The organism is Pseudonocardia sp. GCM10023141 (assembly GCF_042653605.1).
In genome coordinates this window covers 107,523-129,040 of the sequence record NZ_JBHSIR010000036.1, presented here as the reverse complement: position 1 = coordinate 129,040, position 21,518 = coordinate 107,523, and the positions used below count along the sequence as shown (strand labels likewise).

Genomic DNA, 21,518 nt, shown 5'->3' with positions numbered 1-21,518 from the left:
GCCCGCCCTCTCATACTTTCGCCCTCAGTCCGGCCAGCCGGCCCACCGCGTCGGTGAGCACCTCGTCGCGCTTGCAGAACGCGAAGCGCACCAGCGTGCGGCCCAGTTCCGGGTCGGAGCAGAACACCGAGACCGGCACCGCGGCCACCCCGGCGAGCTCGGGCAGCCGGAAGCAGAACGCCGAACCGTCGGTGACGCCCAGCGACGCGGCGTCGGTGACCACGAAGTACGTGCCCGACGTCGGGTAGACGGTGAAGCCGGCGGCGCGCAGCCCGTCCGAGAGCAGGTCGCGCTTGCGCTGCAGGCCCTCCGCGAGATCGCTGTAGAACGCATCCGGCAGGGCGAGCGCCGAGGCGATCGCGGGCTGGAACGGCGCGCCGCTGACGTAGGTGAGGAACTGCTTGGCCGCCCGCACCGCCGCCACGAGCTCCGGTGGGCCGCTGACCCAGCCGACCTTCCAGCCGGTGACGGAGAACGTCTTGCCCGCCGACGAGATGGTGAGCGTGCGCTCGGCCATGCCCGGCAGCGTCGCCATCGGGATGTGCTCGCGGCCGTCGAAGGTCATGTGCTCGTAGACCTCGTCGGTGACGACGATCGCCCCGTGCTCGGCGGCGAGCTCGCCGATCAGCGTGAGCTGCTCGCGGTCGAACATCGCGCCGGTGGGGTTGTGCGGCGTGTTGACCAGCACGACCTTCGTGCGCGCCGAGAACGCCGCGCGCAGCTCGTCGGGGTCGAAGCCGAAGGTCGGCGGCCGCAGCGGCACCGCCTTCAGGGTGGCCCCGGCGAGCGCGACCGTGGCCGCGTACGAGTCGTAGTACGGCTGGAACGTCACCACCTCGTCGCCCGACTCGCACAGTCCCAGCACCGCGGACGCGATGGCCTCGGTGGCTCCGGTGGTGATGAGCACGTGCTCGGGGTCGACGTCGAGGCCGTAGAAGCGCTGCTGGTGCTCGGCGACGGCCGTGCGCAGCGCCGGGATCCCCGGTCCGGGCGGGTACTGGTTCAGCCCGCCGGTGATGTTGGCCGCGGCGTCGGCGAGCAGCGACGGCGGGCCGTCGGTGTCCGGGAAGCCCTGACCGAGGTTGATCGCCCCTGCGCGCAGGGCGAGCGCCGACATCTCCGCGAAGATGGTCGACGTGAAGGGGCGCATCCGCTCCACCAGCATGCCGCCACCGTAACCGGAGACGACACGTGGCGATCGCACCGAACCCGGCCGCCGTCGCACCCGTCGACGACGTACTGTCGGATCTGCGCAGGCGCTACCGACCGCCACCGGCACTGGTCCGATCAGGGATGGATCGGGTCACACTCCCGCGTGTCGGGAACACGCGGCCGCGGCATGGTCTTGAGTCATCAGTGACGATGACACCCGAACGGGTCGAGCAGGGCTCGGACGCTCCCCAGGGTCGGGGCCAACGCCTCAGGCTCATCCTCGTGCTCGGCGCGCTGATCGCGCTGGGCCCGCTGACCATCGACATGTACCTGCCGGCGCTGCCGTCCATCACGGCCGACCTGGCCACCAGCTCCGCGACGATCCAGCTCACCCTCACCGGCACGCTGGTCGGGCTCGCACTGGGCCAGCTGGTCATCGGACCGCTGTCGGACTCCTTCGGGCGGCGCAAGCCGCTGCTGATCGGCGCGAGCGTGCACGTCATCGCCTCGGTGCTGATCGTGCTGGCCCCGAACGTCGCCGTGCTCGGCGGGTTGCGCGTGCTGCAGGGCATCGGCGCCGCCGCCGGTGCGGTCGTCGCCATGGCGATCGTCCGCGACCTGTTCACCGGGCGTGCGGCAGCCACCCTGCTCTCACGGCTGACGCTCGTGATGGGGGTCGCTCCGGTCATCGCCCCGACGATCGGTGGCGAGCTGCTGCGCTTCACCTCGTGGCGCGGGGTGTTCGTCGCGCTGGCGATCTTCGGTCTGGTGATCATCCCCGTTGCCGCGTGGACCCTGCGCGAGACGCTCCCGGTCGAGAGGCGCCGCAAGGCCGGCCTCCGATCGACGCTGAGCACCTACCGCGGCCTGTTGCGCGACCGCACCTTCGTCGGGCTCGTGCTCGTCGCCGGGCTGACGATGGCGGGGCTGTTCGGCTACATCTCCGGGTCCTCGTTCGTCTTCCAGCAGGAGTTCGGGCTCGACCAGCAGCAGTTCGGGCTGCTCTTCGGAGCGGGCGCGGTGCTCCTGATCGGCGCCACCCAGCTCAACGCCTACCTGCTGCGTCGCTTCGAGCCGCGCCAGCTGCTGCTCGGCGCGGTGATCGCAGGATCGCTGGCCGGGATCGCGCTGTTCGGCTCGGCGATGGTGGGCACCGGCGGCATCGTCGGGATCATCATCCCGCTGTGGATCGTGCTGTTCGCCTGCGGTCTGGCGTTCCCGAACGCTCCCGCGCTGGCACTCGGGCGCCACGGTGAGGCGGCGGGCACCGCGGCCGCGATGCTCGGCGCCACCCAGTTCGGCGTCGGGGCGATCGTGTCGCCGATGGTCGGCATCCTCGGCAACGACGCGGTCGCCATGGGCGCCGTCGTCTCCGGCGGCCTGCTCGTGGCGCTCGCCGTGCTCGTGTTCGTGGTCAAGCCGTGGGAGCTCGAGAGCATCGACGCCCCGGCCACGGTCGCCGTCGCGCACTGACCGCGCCAACCGCGTAGCCACCGCGCCGACGTCTCGCCGTCGGCGCGATGGCCATTGGGTTGGCGCGGTGCGGGGTTCAGCTGCGCTCCCGCACCGCGAACAGCGGCAGGAACAGCTGCGCGAGCGGGCCGATCGCCAGCGCGTAGAGCACCGTGCCGACGCCGACCGTGCCGCCGAGCAGCCAGCCGCAGGCCAGCACCGTTATCTCCAGGCTGGTGCGCACCAGCCACACCGGCCGGCCCGTCCGGGCCGCGAACCCCGTCATCAGGCCGTCGCGGGGTCCCGGGCCCAGCCGCGCGCCCACGTACGCCGCGGTGGCGACGCCGTTGAGCACCACACCGCCGACCAGCATCACGATCTGCCACAGCAGGCGCCCCGGGGCCGGGATCCACGCCAGCGCCACGTCGACGGCCACCGCGATCACCACGACGTTGGCCACCGTGCCGATGCCGGGACGCTGCCGCAGCGGGATCCACAGCAGCAGGACCGCAACGCCGGTGATGGCCGTGATCACGCCGAAGCTGAGCGGGACGTGCTTGGTGAGACCCTCGTGCAGCACGTCCCACGGGTCGAGCCCGAGCGACGCCCGCACCATCAGCGCCATGCTCGCGCCGTACAGCACGAGCCCCGCCGCGAGCTGCGGAACGCGTCTGCCCGGGTTGCGGGTGACGGGGAACGGGCGGAGGTCGAGGACTGCCATGGACCCATCGTGGGTCACCCGTCCGGAATCGCCATGGCCAATCCGCGGCGGGTGGACTCCACCGATCCCGTCCGACCCAGCATGATGTCGATGTTCCCCACCAGCGGAGGTCGTCGTGCGCAGGCTCTTCACCCTTGTCGCGGTGCTGGCGGCGCTCCTGCTGTCCGGTGCCGGCATCGCGCTGGCCGAGCCGCCGTCGCGGCTGGCCGATCGGCTCACCGACACCGCGGGCGTGCTCGACGCCGGCGCCAGGTCCCGGATCAACACCGCGCTCGACCAGCTGCGCACCGACAGCAAGACCGTGCTGTTCGTCGCGTTCGTGAAGACCTTCAACGGCCTCGACGGCGAGGCGTGGGCCAACCAGGCCGCCAAGGCGTCGCAGCTGGGTCGCGACCAGGTGCTGCTGGCCGTCGCCGTGCAGGACCGCGCCTACGGTGTCTCGTTCGACACGTCGTTCCGCCTGTCGGCGGCGACCACCGACAAGATCCGCACCGATGACGTGGAGCCGAAGCTCTCGGCGAGCGACTGGGCGGGCGCCGCCATCGCGCTGGCCGACGGGCTGCGCACGGGCGGGAGCAGCAGCAGCAGCGGCCTGACCGCGGGCGGCATCGCCGTGGTCGGCGGGCTGGTCGTCATCGGAGGCGGCGGTTACCTGCTCTACCAGCGCCGGAAGAAGGCGAAGGGGGCGGCCACGACCGGCGGGCCGAAGGACCCCGGCGCGCCGGCGGGTACCGCGCCCGCACCGCCGCGTGACGAGTTCACCGACGTCTCCACCGACGACCTCAACTACCAGAGCAGCGACGCGCTGCTGAAGGTGGACGACGCCGTCCGCAACTCCGAGCAGGAGCTGCTCGCCGCCCGCGGCCACTTCGGTGACGCCGCGGTCGGCGGCTTCGCCACCGCGCTGGAGCAGTCCCGCGCCGACATGCTGCGCGGCTTCACCCTGCGCCAGCAGCTCGACGACGACATCCCCGAGGACGAGCCCACCAAGCGCTCGATGCTCGCCGAGATCATCCGGGCCTGCCGTTCCGCCGACGAGCGCCTCGACGCGCAGGTGGACGCGTTCGACAAGCTGCGCGGCCTGGAGGCGAAGGCCCCCGAGTACATCGCCGGGCTCAGCACCCGGCTCGACGCGGTCACCGCGCGGGTGCCGCAGGCCCAGGCGGCCTGGGCGGCGCTGCAGCAGCGCTACGCCGCGTCGGCTCTCGAACCGGTGGCCGGCAACCTCGGCCAGGCGGGTCAGCTGATCACCGCGGCCGGCACCGAGGTCGGCGAGGCCCGAACCGAGCTCGCCGGGCCCGGCGCGGCGGTCGCGGTGCTCTCGGCGCATGCGGCCGAGGACGCGCTCACCCAGGCCGAGACGCTGCTCGACGGCATCCCCCGCCGCGGCATCGAGCTCACCGACGCCGCCGCGGGGATCGCGGCCGCGCGCGCGGAGGTGGAGCAGGACATCGCCGAGGCGCGCGCCGTGGTGCAGCAGGGCGATCCGGGCGGGCTCGGACCGATCGTCGCGCGCGCCGAGGCCGCGGTCACCGCAGCCGATGGGGCCGCGAGCGCCACGCAGCCCGATCCGATCGCGGCGCTGCGGCTGCTCGCCGAGGCCGGCGCCGCACTCGACAAGGGCCTCGACGAGGCCCGGGCCGCGCAGGACCGGACGAGGCGGGCCGCCGCGGCACTGGACCAGGCGCTGCTCACCGCCCGCGCGGCGATCGCCGCCGCCGAGGACTTCATCACCACCCGACGCGGGGCCGTCGAGACGATGGCCCGCACCCGCCTCGCCGAGGCTCAGCGCCACCTGACCCAGACCGGCGGCGACCCCGTCGCAGCGCTGCAGGAGGCCCAGCAGGCCGATGCGCTGGCCCAGGAGGCGCTGCGGCTCGCGCAGAACGACGTCTCGCAGTGGTCGGGTCCCACGTCGGGCGGCGGTGGCGGCTCGGGCCTCGGCGTCGACCTGGGCAGCCTGATCCTCGGTGGCATCCTGTCCGGCGGTCTCAGTGGCGGCGGATCGCGCGGCGGCGGGGGTGGCGGCTATCGCGGTGGGTTCGGCGGCTCGTCCGGCGGGTTCGGGGGTGGCTCGTCGGGTGGCGGGCGCCGCGGCGGTGGCGGCCGCTTCTGATCGATCGGGTGTGGCCGACGGCTCCCCCGCTCGACTCGGCAAAGGTATATGCTTGCTGGCAGGCAACTAACTAGGAGAGCGTGATGCCGGACCGCTTCGACGAGGACGACGTCGCGCGCCTGCGCATCGCACTCGCCCGCATCGCCCGGCAGCTCGACCGCCAGACCCGGGGGGATTCGCTCACCCGCACCCAGGCCTCGACGCTCGCCACCGTCAACCACAACGGCCCCTTGCGGATCAGCGAGCTGGCCGACCTCGAGGGTGTCAACCCGACCATGCTCTCGCGCATCGTCGCCAAGCTCGAGGACCGTGGTCTGCTGGTGCGCTCACCCGACCCGGCCGACGGCCGCGCCGCGCGCGTCGAGACCACCCCGGAGGGGCGGGAGCTCACGCTCCGGCTGCGGGCCGAGCGCACGCGGCTGCTCGCCGAGCGCCTTGCCACGATGCCCGACACGGGCGCCACCCCCCTGCTCGCGGCGCTGCCCGCACTCGAGGCGCTCGCCGCGGCGCTGCAGAAACCCCCGGAGAACGCATGACCGCGCTCGGCGTCCGCGCCGCAGCCCCGTTGAAGCTGCTCGGCCGACAGACCTTCGCCTCGCTAGCCAACCCCAACTACCGCCGCTACACCCGCGGCCAGGCCGTGTCACTCGCCGGCACCTGGATGCAGTCCATCGCCCAGTCCTGGCTGGTGCTGCAGCTCACCGGCTCGGCAACCGCACTCGGTGTCGTGATCGCCCTGCAGACGCTGCCGACGCTCGTGCTCGGACCCTACGGTGGCGTCGTCGCCGACCGGCTCGACAAGCGCAAGCTGATGATCGGGCTGCAGTCGATGATGGGCGTGCTCGCGCTCGCGCTCGGCATCCTCACGATCACCGGGCTCGTCACGCTGTGGCAGGTCTACCTGCTCGCCTTCCTGCTCGGGCTCAACAACTGCTTCGAGAACCCGGCCCGACAGGCCTTCGTGCTGGAGATGGTGGGCCCCACCGATCTGCGCAACGCGGTGAGCCTCAACTCGGTACTGGTCAACGTCGCGCGGGCGGTCGGGCCGGCGATCGCCGGTCTCGTGATCGCCGCGGGCGGCATCGGGGTGTGCTTCCTGATCAACGCGGCGAGCTTCGTGGCCGTGGTGATCTCACTGTGGCGCCTCGACGTCGCCGCGCTCACCCCGTCGGTCCCCACGCCGCGGGCACCCGGCCAGCTCCGCGAGGGCCTGGCCTACGTCCGACGCACGCCCGCGCTGGCCGTGCCGCTGCTCATGATGGCGCTGATCGGCTGCCTGGCCTACGAGTTCCAGGTGGTGCTGCCGGTCGTCGCGCAGCAGACGTTCGGCGGCGACGCGAGCACCTACGGCTTCCTCACCGCCGCGATGGGCGTGGGAGCGGTGGTCGGCGGGCTCGCCGTCGCCGCCCGCGGCCGCACCGGCCTCGGCCCGCTCGTCGTGATGGCCACCGCGTTCGGCATCGCGATGCTGGGCGTCGCGCTCGCCCCCAACCTGGTGGTGGCCCTCGTCGGGATGGCACTGGTGGGCGCCACGAGCGTCGCGTTCCTCTCCACCGGCAACAGCACGCTGCAGCTCACGTCCGCGCCGCACATGCGGGGTCGGGTCATGGCGCTGTGGGCCGTGGCCTTCCTCGGCTCGACACCGATCGGCGGGCCGATCGCCGGCGTCGTGGTCCAGCACCTCGGAGGCCGCGCCGGACTGGTCATGGGCGCGCTGTCCTGCCTGGTGGCGGCCGTGGGCGGCGCGCTGGTGATGCGCCGGATCGCGGGACGCGCTGCCGCCGTCGCACCCGCCACGGTCTGAGGACGGCGCCACCGTAGGCTCCTCGCCGTGGAAGAGCAGGACCGTCTGGGGTACGTCTGCGGCCTGTACCGCAAGTACAGCTCGGATCTCGTGGCCGTCGTCGAGCAGCAGCGCACGTTCCGGATCGCGGCCAGGGGTCGCATGACGCCGCAACTCGACGATCTCGAGGCCGAGATCACCTACCTGCTGCTGCGCGACCGGCGCCCGGCCACGGTGATGGAGCTCGGCACGTTCCACGGCTGGTCCACCACGTGGCTGCTCAGCGCGTTGCGCGACAACGGCACCGGCCGGCTGCACTCGTTCGACAAGATCGACAACGTGGTGCGCCAGGTGCCCGCCGATCTCGCCGCCGACCGCTGGACGTTCGTGCAGGGCGACATGAAGGCCAACCTCGCCGCCGTGCCCGCGGACGTCGACTACCTGTTCGTGGACGCCGACCACGGCCAGCGCTTCGGCGACTGGTACCTCGAGCACCTGTTCCCGCTGATGCCGGCAGGCATCCCGGTGAGCGTGCACGACGTGTTCCGCGGCCGCCGGGCCCGGATCTGGTCGGAGGGCGCCGTGGTGGTGTCGTGGCTGCAGGAACGTGGGGTGCGGGTGTTCAGCGCCTCCCGCAAGAACTCCCCCGCCGTGTTCGCGGAGATCAATCGGGTGCGAGCGGAACTCGGCATCGAAGGGGCGCGCGGCACCACCCGCAACCCGATGATCTTCTTCAACCTGCCCTGAACGCAGGCCGACCCCGCCGTCAGTCCAGGTGCAGCGGCAGCCCGAACAGCGGGAACATGATCGCGGTATCGAGGAACGCGTTGAGGCCGACCACGCGGTCGCCCGCGACCTCGACCACCTGCAGCGCCCAGGCGTCGTGGCCGCTGCCGGTGTTGCTGGGGCGGTACTGCCCGAAGCCGGTGGCGCCGTTGACCTGCACCGGGACGAGCCGCGAGCCGGCGCAGCCGATGCCCGGCCCGGCCCACCACTTCTCGATCTCGACGGGCCCGGTGATCCACAGCTCGTAGGGCGGCATCGAGAGCACCGCATCCTCGTGCAGCAGCGTGACCAGCGACGCGATGTCGTAGCGCTCGAAGGCATCGGCGTAGCGCTCCAGCAGCGCCTGCTGCTCCTCGCCGAACGCCTGCGAACCGCCGCCGACGCTGAGATCCTGCGCGGCGAGCGTTGCCCGCGACCTCTGCAACGCGCTGTTGACCGACGCGACGGTGCTGCCCAGCAGCTCCGCCGTCTCGGCGGCGCTCCACTGCAGCACCTCGCGAAGGATGAGCACCGCACGCTGCCGCGGCGGCAGGTGCTGCAGCGCCGCGACGAACGCCAGCCGGATGCTCTCCTTGGCGATGGCTCGATCGGCGGGATCACCCTCGGTGGGCAGCACCCGGGCATCAGGCACCGGCTGCAGCCAGGTGGCCTCCCCGTGCGGCTCGCCGAGCTGGGCCGACTCGACCATCGCGGCCGGACCGAAGTCCATCGGCCGGGCGCGCCGGCCCCGGCCCTCGAGCATCGTGAGGCAGACGTTGGTGGCGATGCGGTAGAGCCACGACCGCAGCGACGAGCGCCCCTCGAACCGGTCGTAGGCCTTCCACGCCCGCACGAGCGTCTCCTGCACGGCGTCCTCGGCGTCGAAGGCCGAACCGAGCATGCGGTAGCAGTACCCGGTGAGCTCGACGCGGTGCTTCTCGAACTCCGGATTCCAGGTGCCGTGCACCTTCGCCGTGCTGTCGACCACCTCGGTCATCGCGGGCCGTCCCTCCGGGTGCCGTGGATCACGCTGCTGCCGGACACCCTATGGAAGGACACCGACAGTCGCAGCGGCCCGGCTCCGGCAGGCTCTCGTGTTGCGTACGGCCTACCCGCCATACAGCCCGTCGAACAGCTCCTTGTACCGGTCGTCCACGACGCGGCGCTTGACCTTGAGGGTGGGGGTCAGCTCGCCCGTCTCCACCGAGAGGTCGTGGTCGAGGATGAGGAACTTCTTGATCTGCGAGACCTTCGCGTAGCGCTCGTTCACCCCGTCGAGCACCTCCTGCACCATCGCGACGACGGTGGGGTGCGTGGCGAGCTCGGCCACATCGCCGGGCAGGCCCTGCTGCTGCGCCCACGGCACGATGAGCTCGGCGTCGAGCGTGATCAGCGCGACCGGGTAGGGCCTGCGGTCGCCGTGCATCACGGCCTGGGAGATCCACGGCGACTGCCGCAGGTCGTTCTCCAGGTTGTTCGGCGTGAGGTTCTTGCCGCCCGCGGTGATGATGATGTCCTTCTTGCGGCCGATGATCGTGACGAAGCCGTCGTCGTCGATCGTGCCGAGGTCACCGGACTGCAGCCAGCCATCGACGATCGTCTCCGCGGTGGCCGCCTCGTTGTTCCAGTAGCCGGTGAAGATGTGACCGCCGCGCATGAGGATCTCGCCGTCCTCGGCGATGCGGACCTCGCAGCCCGGGATCGCCCGCCCGATCGACCCGATGCGCATGTGGCCCGCCGAGTTGAGCGTGCCCATCGCCGCCGACTCCGACAGCCCGTAACCCTCGTACACCGGCACGCCCGCCGCGTAGAAGAACTCCAGGATCTCCGTCGCGATCGGCGCAGCACCGCTCACCGCCTGCCGCAGCTTGCCACCGAAGACCGCGCGCACCTTCGCGAACAGCTGGGAGTCGGCGAGGTCGAAGCCGGCCTGCAGCTCGGCGGGGATCGGCTGACCGGCCTCGCGCAGCTTCTGGACGGCCATCCCGGCGGCGACGGCACGTGTCCGCAGGTCTGCGGGCACCATCCCGGCGACGCCTGCGAAGATCTTCTCGAAGATCCGCGGCACGGACGGCAGGTACGTCGGCGAGACCTCCTGCAGGTCGGTCATGATGCCCTTGGCGCCGTTGCTGCAGTACGCCACCACGGCGCCCGCCCCGGCCGATCCGAGCACCGTGACCTGCGCGAACACGTGCGCCATCGGCAGGAACAGGTACACCACGTCGTTGCTGTTGACGACGTCGAGCTCGTTGCAGACCGCGCAGCAGGCGGTGAGGTTGCGGTGCGCCAGCACGCAGCCCTTGGGACGTCCGGTGGTGCCGGAGGTGTAGATGATCAGGCCCGGGTCGTCCGGGTGCACGGCATCGGTGCGGCGCGTGACCTCGGCGATGTCGCCGTCGCGGCCGCTCGCGCGCAGCGCCTCGAGCGTGGTGACGTCGCCGTCGGTGAACGTGACGGCGTGCTGCAGGGCCGGGAGCTCCCCCCGCACCTGGTCGATCTTGGCGAGCTGGGTGGCGTCCTCGACGAAGACGGCGACCGATCCCGAGTCGCCCAGCACCCAGGCGCACTCGTCGGCCGTGCTCGACGGGTAGATCGGGACGACGACCGCGCCCGCGGCCGCGATGCCCAGCTCGGCCTGCGTCCACTCGGCCCGGGTGTCGGCGAGCACCGCGACCCGGTCACCGGCGGCGACCCCGAGCGCGATCAGTCCACGGGCGATCTCGGTGGCGCACTCGTGCAGCTGCGCGTACGAGACGTCCTGCCACTCACCGTCGCGCTTGAACCGCTGCGCCGGGCTGTCGCCGAACCGCTGCGCGCCGAACCGCGACATCTCCGAGACCGTGGTGGGCACTTCCACCTGTCGATCCACGTCCTGGACGGTCATGCTCGTACTCCCTTCGCCGGTACGGATGCGGAATCAGCGGCTGCGCCGGCCGCGCGGGCGATCTCGAGCAGCTCGGCGACGCCCGCCTCGATGCCCCGCGCCAGCACGTCGATGTCGGGCACGGTGTCGTAGTCACCGGTGATCCCGAAATGGACACCGCCGTTGTAGGAGAAGATCCCGATCGCGGTGCGGATCGAGGCCCCCAGCGGGATGATCGGCGCCGACTGGAGCAGCACGCGGCCCGCGAAGTACAGCGGCCGCTGCGGGCCCGGCACGTTGGTGGTGACGGTGTGGAAGCTGGTCTGCGCCATCGTGGCGGCCCGGCGCTGCCCGGCTGCCAGCAGCATCGGCGGGGCGAAGTCACCCAGCTCGGCGAGCCGGGCACCGGCCACGGCGCCCTTCGACTTCTTGATGCCGTCCATCGACGCGCGGATCGCGGCCAGCCGCGCGGCCGGGTCGTCCAGCCCGACGGGCAGGTCGGCGAACACCGAGGAGACCTTGTTGTTGTAGGCGCCCTTCTCGTGCTCGGCACGCACCGAGACCGGCACCATGGTGCGGATGGTGCGGCTGGGCGTGTTCTCCCCGCGCCCGATCAGCACATCCCGGAACCCGCGCGTGATGGCGGTCAGCACGACGTCGTTGATCGTGCCGCCGAGCGCGGCGCGGATGGCCTTGATGTCGGCGAGCGAGCTGTGCGCCGAGGTCCAGCGCCGGTGCGGGCCGTACGCACCGTTGAGCGACGTGGCATCCTTCGGCGGGACGAGGTGGGGCGCCATCCCGGCGAAGGCCCGGATCGTCTCCACCCCGGATCCGGCGAACCCGCGGGGGTCTCGCAGCGACCCGAGCAGCTTCCACACCCGATCGGCGGGGCTCACGACGCCCGAGAGCGTGCCGCCCAGCACGTCGAGCGGGGTCGGCGCCGGCCGCGGCCGCCACGGTGGGGCGGCCGGCAGCGGCGCGGGGTCCTGCTCCAGGTCGAACAGCACCGACATCAGGTCGGTGGCGGCCACGCCGTCGACCATGCAGTGGTGGACCTTCGACACGATCGCCCACTGGTCGTCCTCGAGGCCCTCCACGACCCAGACCTCCCACAGCGGCCGGGCCCGGTCGAGGTGCTGCGACATCACCCTCGCCACCAGGTTGTCCAGCTCGGCGCGCCCACCGGGAGCGGGCACGGCGGTGCGGCGCAGGTGGTACTCCAGGTTGAAGTGCGGGTCGTCGACCCAGGCCGGGCGGCCGATGTCCAGCGGCAGGAACTGCACCTTCTGCCGGTAGCGCGGCACCAGCGGCATCTTCGCGGCGAACCGCGTGATCAGCTCGTCGTGGGAGGCAGGTGGGCCCTCGAAGACCGCGACGCCCCCGATGTGCATCGGCGTGGTGTCGTTCTCCATGTACAGGAACGAGGCGTCGAGCAGGCTCATCTGATCCATCAGTTCTCCTTCTCGGCGCGGTAGGGCGCCCAGCTGCCTGCGGGCTGAGCGAGGCGGTCGGTGATCACCCGGAGGGCGAACGGGTTGTGGCCGATGCCGCAGTGGCTGCCCCAGACCTCGACGTTCTCGCTGGTCGGACCCTCCTCGTCGAGGCACGACTCCCACGGCACGATGCCGTCGGTACGGGTGTAGACGGCGGTGGTGGGCACCGTGAGCGGCGCGTCGGTGCGGACGGTCTGCGGCTCGTGCATCGGGCCGAGGCTGCGGTACAGGCTGCTCGCGTGGGTGTCGTGCGGCCCGGAGTAGCGCGGCGGCAGCCGGAACGGGCTGGCCAGGGTGATCACCTGGCGGACGCGCTCGGGGTGGCGGCGGGCCATCTCGCGGGCGAACACACCACCGAGGCTCACACCGACGAGGCTGACCGGGCGACCCGACTCGGCGTACCCGCGTTCGACGAGCGCGACGAGCCCCTCGACGACGGGAGCGGTGGGTCCGAGGTTGCGCCCGAGCCCCCACCCGCGGGCGTCGTAGCCGAGCGCGCGCAGCACCATCCGCAGCGCGGCGGTGGACGAGTCGTCGGCCATGAACCCCGGCAGCAGCAGCACCGTGTGGCCGTCACCGCGCGGGGCGAGCAGCGCCGCGGGCGCCCATGCGGCGAACCATCCGAACTCCCACGTGGCCCGCGGCGCCTCGAGCCCGAGCAGCCATCGCGAGGGGCGCGGGAACGTCATCGGCACGGCCATGTACCGGCTCCCCTCTCTGGAAACAGCTCGCAGCTAATCCGGGTGAACAGGGGATGTCAAGACCGAGAAAACGCCGTTCACCTGCGATACCATCCGGTCGGTACGGGAAGGTCGGGAAGGTGGAGGTTGTGGAGGCACCCTGGATCGCCGGCACGTCGGACGCCGGTGCCAGCACGCGGTCGCCGCTGCCGGACCGCCTTCTGGAGGCTGCCACCCGCCTGTTCGCCCGGCAAGGCTTCGAGGGCACCTCCGTGGCCCAGATCGTCGAGGCCGCCGGCGTCACCAAGGGCGCGCTCTACCACTACTTCGACTCCAAGGACGACCTGCTCCACGAGATCTACGCGCGGGTGCTGCGGATGCAACTGCAGCGGCTCGAGGAGCTCGACTCCGGCACCGCCGGGCCTGCCGAGCGGCTGCACGCCGTGGCCTGCGACGTGATCCGCACGAGCATCGCGAACATCGACGACACCACGGTCTTCCAGCGCTCGATGCACCTGCTCAGCCCCGACAAGCAACGCGAGTTCCGCGCCGGACGGCGCGTCTACCACGAGCGGTTCCGCGCGATCGTGCGCGAAGGGCAGGCGTCCGGCGAGTTCCGCTCCGACGTGCCGGCCGACCTCGCGCTGCACTACTTCTTCGGCTGCGTGCACCACCTCGACACGTGGTACCGGCCCGACGGGCCGGTCGCGGCCTCGGATGTGGCGCGCCACTTCGCCGACCTGCTGCTGGCCGGGTTACGACCCGCCTGAGGGCCGCCAGCCCTCGGACTGCGCGACCATCGGTTCCGCGGGCGTGGGTTCCACCAGTCGGCCGTCGAACTGGGTGGACAGCACGATGTGCGTGCGGATCTCGCCGAGCAGCCCGATGCGCTCGTTGAGGCCCTCGAGGTGGCCGAGCGACGCCAGCCGCGCCTTGAGCAGGGTGCAGTACTCACCCGACACCTTGTGGATCTCGACCACCTCCGGGTAGTCGGCGGAGCTCGTCGTCTTGAGCAGGCAGCTGCCCAGTGCGCAGCGCAGCTGGATGAACGCCAGCAGCGGCTGGCCGGCCCGCGCCGGGTCGACGGTGGCGCGGTAGCCCGTGATCACACCCGCCTGCTCGAGCCGCCGCACGCGCTCGGCGACAGCAGGAGCGGACAGGTGGACGCGGCGGCTCAGCTCGTTGAACGAGAGTCTCCCGTCGCGCTGCAGCTCGGCGAGCAGCCGCCAGTCGAGATCGTCGAGTTCCACCGACTGCAAAGCGGACATGCGAAATCTCCTTCTGGTCGACAGGTCGATCCGGCTTCGGACGGCGCCATCGACCCTTCAGCGGGCCGGCTGACCTTCCTACCGTTGACCCATGCTTCGACGCCAGCAACGAACCACCCTGCCGACGCTGTTGGCCGCCTGCGCGATCGGTGGCGTCGCTCAGGCGCTGACGGGCGCGGCAGGCGGGCTGCTCGCCCAGCGCGTCAGCGGATCGGACGCCACCGCAGGGCTGCCGCAGACCGCGCTCGTCATCGGCGGGGCGGCCGCCGCGGTGGGGCTGTCGGCGCTGACCCGCCGGCACGGCCGCCGCCGGGCACTGGCGTTCGGCACCACCGTCGCGGTGGCGGGCTGCGCGCTCATCGTGCTCGCCGCGCAGGCATCGGCCCTGCCGCTGCTGCTCGCCGGGTTCCTGCTGCTCGGATCGGGGAACAGCGCCGTGATGCTGGCCCGCTACGCCGCAGCAGACCTGGCGCCCGCCGGATCGCGGGCCCGGGCGATGGCCACCGTGCTCGCCGCCACGACGGTCGGGGCGGTCATCGGGCCGAACCTGATGGTGCCCGCGTCCGCCGCAGGGGAGTGGATCGGGCAGCCGGAGCTGGGGGGCGTATACCTGCTCGGCGCGCACGGCTTCGCCACGGCCACCGTTCTGCTGGGATCGGCGAGCACCCGGCCCGAACCTGTGGGCGAGCCCCGGCAGACCGATCCGGCGACCGCGCTCGACCCGACCACCGCGCTCGGGCTGGCGGTGCTCGCGATCGCGAACCTGGTGATGGTCGGGGTGACGACGATGGCACCGGTCCAGCTGCACCACATGGGCGTCGGGCTCGGCGCCATCGGGCTGGTCGTGAGCCTGCACATCGCCGGGATGTTCGCGCCGTCGCCGCTGTCAGGATGGCTGGCGGACCGGTACGGGAGTGGGCCGACCGTTGCGGTGGCGGGCGTCGTGCTGGCCGTGGCGTCCGTGGTGGCCGGTGCCGGTGCCGGCGATCCGGTGGTGCTGACGGCCGGAATGGCGCTGCTCGGCGTCGGATGGAACGTGGCGCTGCTGGCCGGGAGCGCGCTGCTGACCGCGGGACCCGTCGCGGGCAAGGCGCGCCGGGAGGGTTGGGGCGAGGTCGGGATGGGGCTCGCGGCCGCCGGTGGGGGTGCCGCGGCCGGCCCGGTGATGGGCGGCGGTGGCTACCCGCTGCTCGCGGTGGCGGGGGCCGGCGCGGCGGTGCTCGTGCTGCCGATCGCCTGGGCGCTCCGCCGGGCCGTGACTCGCTCTTGACCTGCAGTCGAGTTGAGGTCACAGGCTTGTGACCATGGCCATCGAGAAGATGCACGCGATCCGCCAGCACGAGTTCGGGGATGCCGATGTGCTGCGGTACGAGCGGGTCGACGCACCGGTCCCGGATGCGGGACAGGTGCTGATCCGGGTGGCCGCCGCCGGCGTGCACCTGATCGACACCACCATCCGGGCCGGGACGGGCGGTGGCCCGATGCCAGTGCCCGACCTGCCGATGACACCGGGCCGGGAGGTCGCCGGCACGATCGACGCCGTCGGCACCGGCGTCGAGGAGTCGTGGATCGGCCGCACGGTCGTGGGCCACCTCGGGGCCGCCAACGGCGGCTACGCCGAGTACGTGGTGGCCGAGCTCGCGCGCATCCATCCCGTGCTGGACGGGCTCGACCCGGCCGTCGCCGTGGCCGTCATCGGCACCGGCCGCACGACGGCTGCGATCGTCGACGCCGCCCGGATCACCCCCTCCGACGTCGTGCTGATCACGGCGGCCGCCGGCGGGATCGGGCTGCTGCTCGTCCAGTGGGCGAAGCACGCCGGAGCCACGGTCGTCGGGGTGGCTGGCGGTGAGACCAAGCTCGCCGCGGTCCGCGCGGCAGGCGCCGACGTCGCGATCGACTACCTCGACCCGGACTGGCCCGCCGCCGTGACCACGGCACTCGGTGGGCGGGCCGTCAGCGCTGTGCTCGACGGTGTCGGCGGCGCCGCCGGACGGGCGGCGTTCGACCTGCTCGGCACCGAGGGGCGGCTGCTGGTGTTCGGTTGGTCGGCCGGCGCGCCGGTCGACGTGCGCACGATCGACCTCTTCGGGCGCAGCCTCACGGTCTCCGGGGCGATCGGCGCGCGGGTGCTCGCCCGGCTCGCCGAGTTCGAGATCATGGCCCTGCGAGCGGCAGCCGACGGGATCGCGGTGCCGGTGGTGGGTCAGCGGTTCGCGCTGTCGGACGCACCGGACGCCCACCGCGCGGTTGCCGGGCGCGGCACCATCGGAAAGACGGTGCTGGTACCGGCGGGATCCGACCGGTGAAATGCCGAAGGGCCCCGCTCAATGGAGCGGGGCCCTTCGGAAAGAACTCAGATCACGCTGATCCGAAGATCAGATGACGGTGACGCCGGTGGCCTGCGGGCCCTTCTGGCCCTGACCCACGTCGAACTGCACCTTCTGGTTCTCCTCCAGCGACTTGAAGCCAGAGGACTGAATCTCCGAGTAGTGCACGAAGACGTCAGCGGAGCCGTCCTCGGGGGCGATGAAGCCGAAGCCCTTCTCGGCGTTGAACCACTTCACGGTGCCACGAGCCATGTACTTGTCTCCTGAACAGATGACGATGCGGCCACCGCTGGTGCGGTGGTACCGAGTCTGTCTGCAACGGGAAACCCCTCCGGAGAAAATCCGGAGTACAATGTTCGTGCCCGCAACAAAACTATCAAAGACCGCGGGTAGTGAACCACACACCGGTCGTCGCCGCTGCAGGCGACCCCCGTTCGGGGAGAAGTTCGGGGGGTGGCGCCGGCGGATTCAGCCCCGCCCGATGAACGGCATCGTCGTGGCGGTGATCGTCAGGAACTGCACGTTGGCCTCCAGCGGCAGGCCCGCCATGTACAGCACGGCCTGCGCCACGTGCTCGGCGTCGAACGTCGGTTCCGGACGGACGCTGCCGTCGGCCTGCCGGGCCCCGGTAGCGATCCCGGCGGTCATGTCGGTGGCCGCGTTGCCGATGTCGATCTGCCCGCAGGCGATCCGGAACGGCCTGCCGTCCAGCGAGATCGACTTCGTCAGCCCGGTGATCGCGTGCTTGGTGGCGGTGTAGGCGGCGCTGCCCGGGCGGGGCGTGTGCGCCGAGATCGACCCGTTGTTGATGATGCGCCCGCCCTGGGGATCCTGGGCGCGCATCGCGGTGAACGCCTCCCGGGCGCACAGGAACGAACCGGTCAGGTTCGTGGCCACGGCGGCGCTCCAGGCATCCGGGTCGATCTCGTCGAGCGTGCCGGCGGGCCCGAACGTGCCCGCGTTGTTGAACAGCAGGTCCACCCGCCCCCAGCGCTCGCGGACGGCGCCGAACAGCGCTGCCACCGAGGCGGTGTCGGCGACGTCGGTGGGCGCGACCAGCGCCTCCGGGTGGCCCGCCGCCGTCTCGTCGAGCGCGTCCTTGCGCCGTCCCGCGAGCGCCACCCCGTAGCCCGCGCCGAGCAGCGCCTGCGCCACCACCCGCCCCAGGCCCGATCCAGCACCCGTCACCACCGCGACCCCGCCGTCCGTCATGGGTCGATCGTGCGCCATCCCGGGGGCGGCGACCAGCCGGGGTCAGATCGCGAGGGCGGGTGCGGCGACGGCGCGGTGTGCAGGCGGGCGGTACTCGTGCCAGGCTCGCGCGAGCCTGCGGACGGCCTCCTCCTGCCGCTCGGGCGGGAGCCGGAAGTGCAGGCGCACGCAGGCGTCGCTCGCCCCGGACACGTCCAGGCCCGAGCCGGGCAGCACCGCGACGCCGCAGCGGAGCGACTGCTGGGCGAACGAGTCGCCGTCGCCGTACGGCAGGCGGGCCCACAGGGTCTGACCGCCGCGCACACCGTGGACGCTCCACTGCGGCAGCAGCCACGACAGCGCGTCGAGCAGCCGGTCGTGACGCACCTGCAGGTCGGCGGCCTGCCGGTCGCGGATCGCGTCGAGATCTCCGACCAGCGCCGCCGCCGCCAGCTGCGCCGGGGTGTCCCCGCCGATGTCGTGGACGGCCCGCAACCGGGCCAGTCGGGCGACGGCCGGCGCCACGGCCCGGATCCAGCCGATGCGCAGGCCGCCCCACACCACCTTGCTGAGCGACCCCACGGTGATGGCGGTGTCGCCGAGCGGCACCGGGAACTCTTGCGCGCCGGGGAAGCCGAGCTCGGCGGCGACGTCGTCGATCACCAGCGGCACGCCTTCCGCGGCGGCCACCTCCGCGATCCGACGCTGCTCGGCCGCGGGCAGCACCGCACCGGTCGGGTTGTGGAACCGCGGGATCAGGTACGCCAGCGCCGGCCGGTGGGCACGGACCGCGTCGGCGAAGCCCACCAGCCCGACCGGCAACGGTCGCAGCACCGCCGCCGCCTCGCGGAAGGCCTCCAGCGCGCCGGGATAGGTCGGCGCCTCCACGAGCACCGCGTCGCCGGGGGACACGAGGCAGGCGGCGATCAGCGACAGCGCCTGCTGCCCGCCGTTGGTGACGAGGATCTGGTCGCTCACCGTCGGGATCCCCTGTGCCGTGTAGCGGGCGGCGATCGCGGCGCGCAGGCGCGGGTGCCCGCTCGGGTAGTAGCCGATGTCGCCCGACAGCGCTGCCAGCTCCGGCACGACGCGGGCGTAGGCCCGTGCCACCTCGGGCGGCGGCCCGTCGGGGGCGGCACAGGCGAACAGGATGACGTCGTCGGCCCGCGCCTCGAGGTGGTGCAGGAACATCGGGGCCGTGGTGATCTCGGCGCCTGCCGTGCCCACCTCGCCCGCGACCCGGGTGCCGCTGCCCTGGCGGCGCACGATCCGGCCGTCGGCACGCAGCCGCTCGTACGCGGCCACCACCGTGGACCGGCCCACGGCCAGCACGGCGGCGAGCGTGCGTTCGGGCGGCAGCAGCACGCCGGCCGGCAGCTCGCCGCCGTCGATCAGCTCGCGCAGGCGGGCGGCGAGCAGCACGTAGAGGGGGCCGCGGGCCGACGACCACCGCCCCAGACGCTCACCCAGCTCGATTGGCTCCATGACCAAACCAATTCTGGCCCATTGGCTCTGTCAGCGCCAGCGCAGCCGTCGCACGATGTTGGGCATGGGTCCTCTCCACCGTTTCCCCGCCAGCAACATGATCTCCCTGGTCGGCGCGTCACCCCGGCACGACCTGGGCGAGAGCTTCGGCCCCGAGCTGCTGCTCGGCGACCTGCTGGACGGCGGGCTGCTGGACGGCGACCGGGAACTGGCCGGGTTCGCGCTCGGCTACGGCACCGCCGCCGGTGATCCGCAGCTGCGCGCGGCGATCGCGGCCGCCAACGGGGTGACCGCCGAGGACGTCGTGGTGACCGCGGGCGGGATGCACGCCCTGTTCCTCATCGCCTTCACGCTGTGCGATCCCGGCGACGAGGTGCTGACCGTCGCGCCCCTGTTCCCGCTGGCCCGCAACGCGCTCGACGCCGTCGGCGCCACCGTCCGGGTGCTCCCGCTGTCGTTCGACGACGGCTACCGGCTCGACCCGGAACGGCTGCGCGCGCACCTCACACCCGCCACCAGGCTGGTCAGCCTCGCGTCGCCGCAGAACCCCTCGGGCGTCGCGCTGCCGCAGGCGACCGTCGAGCGGGTACTGGAGATCATGGCCGAGGTGGCGCCCGGTGCGCACCTGCTGCTGGACGAGACCTACCGCGAGGCCGCGTTCGGCGACGACCCGACGCCGCCGAGCGCCGCCGGGCTCGACCCGAGGGTGATCTCGGTGGCGTCGCTGTCGAAGTGCCACGGCGCCGCCGGCCTGCGCATCGGCTGGGCGATCAGCCGCGACCGGGCGCTCGTGGAGCAGCTCGTCGTCGGCAAGTTCAACACCGTGCTGACGTGCGCGGGCGTGAGCGAGCAGCTGGCGCTGCGCGTGTTCGAACGAGCCGACACGATCCTGTCGCCGCGCCGCAAGCAGCTCGCCGCGGCACTCCGCACGACGGCGGACTGGGTGGAGCGCAATGCCGAGCTCGTCGAGTGGGTCCGGCCCGACGCCGGCGCGCTCTGCTGCGTGCGCCTGCGCCCGACGGCGTTCCCCGACAGCGAGGTCGAACCGTTCTACGCGGCGTTGACCGCTGCGGGCGCGCGCGTTGCGCAGGGCGCCTGGTTCGGGGACGAGGCACGGGTCTTCCGGCTCGGCTTCGGGTTCCTGCCCGCCGGGGAGCTGGAGGTGGCGCTGGAGGCGCTGACGATGGTGCTGCACCAGCGTGCCGGGACGTCAGGAGGGCGTCCTTCCTGACGTGGGCGCGGGGCCCAGCAGGTGGTCCACCAGCTCCACCGGGCGGCTCAGCGCGTTGAGGTGCCCGCCCGGGATCTCCTCGAAGGTGACGTCGCCGAGCCGATCTGCCACCACCCTGCGCTGGAACTCCGGCGGGAAGAACCGGTCGTCGCGGCCCTGCAGGAACAGGGTGGGCACGCCGGGCCACGCCGCGAGCGGCCACGGCTTCTCGAACGGGGTTCCCGACTGAGGCGGCTCGCCCTGCTCCATCGCTGCAGCCACGACGTCGGCAGGCACGTCGTGGAAGAACGCGTCCAGGACGTCGGCGGGCATCACGTGCCCGAGGTTGCCCCACCACTCCCCCGGGGACTCGCCCGGCGCGGGCACCATGGCGTTGACCAGCACGAAGTCGGTCATATCGCCCATCCTCCCCCGGCCCGGATCGCAGCATGGTGGCCATGCTGCGATCTGACGCTTGGATGGCCACCATGCTGCAGTTCGGGGCGGTCGGGGGCCGGCGGATCCTTCCCCGCCCGGCGACGGTCCCTTGTTGAGGCCGGGAATAGGGAGTACAAAGTTGGGCACGGGCTCATCGCAAGGCCAAGGCCGAATCGGTGGAGAAGGTTCGTCCTCCCGACCGTTGCGCCCCAGTTCGAGTTCGGGCACCCACGCGGAGCACGCCGCGACGAGGCACAGCGCCGCGGGTTTGCGTCAGCAGCCGATCACCGGTTCCTGACGCCGAGACCACTGAAGCACGGCGCATCAGTTTGCACGCTTGGTAACCCGATCTTCGAACTGTCGGACGTCGCCCCTCGCATGCGGGGCGACGTCCGACATCGTTTGTGGGGACTTCATCGCCGCCGGAGCCGGCCGCGCCAACCCCGGTGTCCGGTGGCTGCCGGTGCTCGGATGAGTCGTGGCGGGTTTCTTGCTCGCGGCCCGGGCGATCCGGCGCCTCCTGGAACCTTGTGGCAGTCCAGGCGAGCCCGGCAACAGCCTCATGGAACCT

Annotated in this window: 20 protein-coding genes; 9 read left to right on the top strand and 11 right to left on the bottom strand. The window is 72.4% G+C overall.

The genetic code is table 11. The annotated features are described in order from the left end of the window. Positions 1-10: 10 nt before the first annotated feature. Complete coding sequence (locus ACFPFQ_RS22825; RefSeq protein WP_379622067.1) at positions 11-1,165, bottom strand: pyridoxal phosphate-dependent aminotransferase; 1,155 nt, start codon at positions 1,163-1,165, stop codon at positions 11-13. Positions 1,166-1,362: 197 nt separating this feature from the next. On the opposite strand from ACFPFQ_RS22825, the gene ACFPFQ_RS22820 reads away from it, so the two are divergent. After that, on the top strand, positions 1,363-2,625 hold the full coding sequence (locus ACFPFQ_RS22820; RefSeq protein ID WP_379622065.1) for a multidrug effflux MFS transporter: 1,263 nt from the start codon (positions 1,363-1,365) through the stop codon (positions 2,623-2,625). Positions 2,626-2,701: 76 nt separating this feature from the next. On the opposite strand, the gene ACFPFQ_RS22815 is transcribed toward ACFPFQ_RS22820, so the two are convergent. Beyond that, on the bottom strand, positions 2,702-3,325 hold the full coding sequence (locus tag ACFPFQ_RS22815) for a YczE/YyaS/YitT family protein (RefSeq protein WP_379622063.1): 624 nt from the start codon (positions 3,323-3,325) through the stop codon (positions 2,702-2,704). Between the two features lie 115 nt (positions 3,326-3,440). Here ACFPFQ_RS22815 and ACFPFQ_RS22810 point away from each other — a divergent pair, with 115 nt between their 5' ends. The 4 genes from ACFPFQ_RS22810 to ACFPFQ_RS22795 all read left to right on the top strand — a co-directional run bounded on the left by ACFPFQ_RS22810 (position 3,441) and on the right by ACFPFQ_RS22795 (position 7,971). Then, the gene (locus ACFPFQ_RS22810; protein WP_379622061.1) at positions 3,441-5,441 is read left to right on the top strand and encodes a TPM domain-containing protein; all 2,001 of its coding nucleotides are present in this window, start codon (positions 3,441-3,443) and stop codon (positions 5,439-5,441) included. Positions 5,442-5,524: 83 nt separating this feature from the next. Further along, on the top strand, positions 5,525-5,977 hold the full coding sequence (locus ACFPFQ_RS22805; RefSeq protein WP_379622059.1) for a MarR family winged helix-turn-helix transcriptional regulator: 453 nt from the start codon (positions 5,525-5,527) through the stop codon (positions 5,975-5,977). Continuing rightward, entirely contained in the window at positions 5,974-7,245 is a 1,272-nt protein-coding gene (locus ACFPFQ_RS22800) for an MFS transporter (protein WP_379622057.1), read from the top strand. Before ACFPFQ_RS22805 ends, ACFPFQ_RS22800 begins: the two co-directional genes overlap by 4 nt. Before the next feature lie 27 nt (positions 7,246-7,272). Beyond that, positions 7,273-7,971: a class I SAM-dependent methyltransferase gene (locus ACFPFQ_RS22795; protein WP_379622055.1), complete on the top strand. Its 699-nt coding sequence runs from the start codon at positions 7,273-7,275 to the stop codon at positions 7,969-7,971. A 19-nt stretch (positions 7,972-7,990) separates the two neighbouring features. On the opposite strand, the gene ACFPFQ_RS22790 is transcribed toward ACFPFQ_RS22795, so the two are convergent. From ACFPFQ_RS22790 to ACFPFQ_RS22775, 4 genes are all read right to left on the bottom strand, one after another. Continuing rightward, positions 7,991-8,986 carry a sigma-70 family RNA polymerase sigma factor gene (locus tag ACFPFQ_RS22790; protein ID WP_379622053.1) on the bottom strand — a complete coding sequence of 332 codons (996 nt, stop codon included), beginning with the start codon at positions 8,984-8,986 and terminating at the stop codon, positions 7,991-7,993. Positions 8,987-9,097: 111 nt separating this feature from the next. After that, positions 9,098-10,873: an AMP-dependent synthetase/ligase gene (locus ACFPFQ_RS22785; RefSeq protein ID WP_379622051.1), complete on the bottom strand. Its 1,776-nt coding sequence runs from the start codon at positions 10,871-10,873 to the stop codon at positions 9,098-9,100. After that, a complete protein-coding gene (locus ACFPFQ_RS22780) occupies positions 10,870-12,303 on the bottom strand; it encodes a WS/DGAT/MGAT family O-acyltransferase (protein ID WP_379622049.1) in 1,434 nt (477 codons plus the stop codon). The genes ACFPFQ_RS22785 and ACFPFQ_RS22780 overlap by 4 nt, the downstream gene beginning before the upstream one ends. After that, positions 12,303-13,046: a lipase family alpha/beta hydrolase gene (locus ACFPFQ_RS22775; protein ID WP_379622047.1), complete on the bottom strand. Its 744-nt coding sequence runs from the start codon at positions 13,044-13,046 to the stop codon at positions 12,303-12,305. The genes ACFPFQ_RS22780 and ACFPFQ_RS22775 overlap by 1 nt, the downstream gene beginning before the upstream one ends. A 128-nt stretch (positions 13,047-13,174) precedes the next feature. Between ACFPFQ_RS22775 and ACFPFQ_RS22770 the strand changes: the two genes are divergently transcribed. Then, complete coding sequence (locus ACFPFQ_RS22770; protein ID WP_379622045.1) at positions 13,175-13,795, top strand: TetR/AcrR family transcriptional regulator; 621 nt, start codon at positions 13,175-13,177, stop codon at positions 13,793-13,795. On the opposite strand, the gene ACFPFQ_RS22765 is transcribed toward ACFPFQ_RS22770, so the two are convergent. Continuing rightward, the gene (locus ACFPFQ_RS22765) at positions 13,781-14,293 is read right to left on the bottom strand and encodes an Lrp/AsnC family transcriptional regulator (RefSeq protein ID WP_379622043.1); all 513 of its coding nucleotides are present in this window, start codon (positions 14,291-14,293) and stop codon (positions 13,781-13,783) included. The genes ACFPFQ_RS22770 and ACFPFQ_RS22765 overlap by 15 nt on opposite strands. A 91-nt stretch (positions 14,294-14,384) precedes the next feature. Here ACFPFQ_RS22765 and ACFPFQ_RS22760 point away from each other — a divergent pair, with 91 nt between their 5' ends. Continuing rightward, positions 14,385-15,563: an MFS transporter gene (locus tag ACFPFQ_RS22760; RefSeq protein ID WP_379622041.1), complete on the top strand. Its 1,179-nt coding sequence runs from the start codon at positions 14,385-14,387 to the stop codon at positions 15,561-15,563. Between the two features lie 34 nt (positions 15,564-15,597). Further along, positions 15,598-16,602 carry a zinc-binding dehydrogenase gene (locus tag ACFPFQ_RS22755; RefSeq protein ID WP_379622039.1) on the top strand — a complete coding sequence of 335 codons (1,005 nt, stop codon included), beginning with the start codon at positions 15,598-15,600 and terminating at the stop codon, positions 16,600-16,602. A gap of 69 nt (positions 16,603-16,671) precedes the next feature. Here the strand turns inward: ACFPFQ_RS22755 and ACFPFQ_RS22750 are convergent, their stop codons facing one another. From ACFPFQ_RS22750 to ACFPFQ_RS22740, 3 genes are all read right to left on the bottom strand, one after another. Next, positions 16,672-16,875: a cold-shock protein gene (locus ACFPFQ_RS22750; RefSeq protein ID WP_379622037.1), complete on the bottom strand. Its 204-nt coding sequence runs from the start codon at positions 16,873-16,875 to the stop codon at positions 16,672-16,674. 216 nt (positions 16,876-17,091) lie between these two features. Continuing rightward, on the bottom strand, positions 17,092-17,835 hold the full coding sequence (locus ACFPFQ_RS22745; RefSeq protein WP_379622035.1) for an SDR family oxidoreductase: 744 nt from the start codon (positions 17,833-17,835) through the stop codon (positions 17,092-17,094). 42 nt (positions 17,836-17,877) lie between these two features. Further along, the gene (locus ACFPFQ_RS22740; protein WP_379622033.1) at positions 17,878-19,299 is read right to left on the bottom strand and encodes a PLP-dependent aminotransferase family protein; all 1,422 of its coding nucleotides are present in this window, start codon (positions 19,297-19,299) and stop codon (positions 17,878-17,880) included. 64 nt (positions 19,300-19,363) lie between these two features. Here ACFPFQ_RS22740 and ACFPFQ_RS22735 point away from each other — a divergent pair, with 64 nt between their 5' ends. Then, positions 19,364-20,530, top strand: coding sequence for a pyridoxal phosphate-dependent aminotransferase (locus ACFPFQ_RS22735; RefSeq protein ID WP_379622031.1), 1,167 nt, complete (start codon positions 19,364-19,366; stop codon positions 20,528-20,530). Here ACFPFQ_RS22735 and ACFPFQ_RS22730 read toward each other — a convergent pair. Continuing rightward, positions 20,510-20,926: an alpha/beta fold hydrolase gene (locus ACFPFQ_RS22730; protein ID WP_379622029.1), complete on the bottom strand. Its 417-nt coding sequence runs from the start codon at positions 20,924-20,926 to the stop codon at positions 20,510-20,512. The two genes, ACFPFQ_RS22735 and ACFPFQ_RS22730, sit on opposite strands and share 21 nt — an antisense overlap. Positions 20,927-21,518 lie beyond the last annotated feature (592 nt).

Coding starts and splice junctions, on each gene's coding strand:
- ACFPFQ_RS22745 (WP_379622035.1), bottom strand. CDS start 17,835: ATGACGGACGGCGGGGTCGCGGTGGTGACGGGTGCTGGATCGGGCCTG.
- ACFPFQ_RS22765 (WP_379622043.1), bottom strand. CDS start 14,293: ATGTCCGCTTTGCAGTCGGTGGAACTCGACGATCTCGACTGGCGGCTG.
- ACFPFQ_RS22815 (WP_379622063.1), bottom strand. CDS start 3,325: ATGGCAGTCCTCGACCTCCGCCCGTTCCCCGTCACCCGCAACCCGGGC.
- ACFPFQ_RS22735 (WP_379622031.1), top strand. CDS start 19,364: ATGGGTCCTCTCCACCGTTTCCCCGCCAGCAACATGATCTCCCTGGTC.
- ACFPFQ_RS22800 (WP_379622057.1), top strand. CDS start 5,974: ATGACCGCGCTCGGCGTCCGCGCCGCAGCCCCGTTGAAGCTGCTCGGC.
- ACFPFQ_RS22780 (WP_379622049.1), bottom strand. CDS start 12,303: ATGGATCAGATGAGCCTGCTCGACGCCTCGTTCCTGTACATGGAGAAC.
- ACFPFQ_RS22755 (WP_379622039.1), top strand. CDS start 15,598: ATGGCCATCGAGAAGATGCACGCGATCCGCCAGCACGAGTTCGGGGAT.
- ACFPFQ_RS22785 (WP_379622051.1), bottom strand. CDS start 10,873: ATGACCGTCCAGGACGTGGATCGACAGGTGGAAGTGCCCACCACGGTC.
- ACFPFQ_RS22775 (WP_379622047.1), bottom strand. CDS start 13,046: ATGGCCGTGCCGATGACGTTCCCGCGCCCCTCGCGATGGCTGCTCGGG.
- ACFPFQ_RS22730 (WP_379622029.1), bottom strand. CDS start 20,926: ATGACCGACTTCGTGCTGGTCAACGCCATGGTGCCCGCGCCGGGCGAG.
- ACFPFQ_RS22825 (WP_379622067.1), bottom strand. CDS start 1,165: ATGCTGGTGGAGCGGATGCGCCCCTTCACGTCGACCATCTTCGCGGAG.
- ACFPFQ_RS22740 (WP_379622033.1), bottom strand. CDS start 19,299: ATGGAGCCAATCGAGCTGGGTGAGCGTCTGGGGCGGTGGTCGTCGGCC.
- ACFPFQ_RS22790 (WP_379622053.1), bottom strand. CDS start 8,986: ATGACCGAGGTGGTCGACAGCACGGCGAAGGTGCACGGCACCTGGAAT.
- ACFPFQ_RS22750 (WP_379622037.1), bottom strand. CDS start 16,875: ATGGCTCGTGGCACCGTGAAGTGGTTCAACGCCGAGAAGGGCTTCGGC.
- ACFPFQ_RS22760 (WP_379622041.1), top strand. CDS start 14,385: ATGCTTCGACGCCAGCAACGAACCACCCTGCCGACGCTGTTGGCCGCC.
- ACFPFQ_RS22805 (WP_379622059.1), top strand. CDS start 5,525: ATGCCGGACCGCTTCGACGAGGACGACGTCGCGCGCCTGCGCATCGCA.
- ACFPFQ_RS22820 (WP_379622065.1), top strand. CDS start 1,363: ATGACACCCGAACGGGTCGAGCAGGGCTCGGACGCTCCCCAGGGTCGG.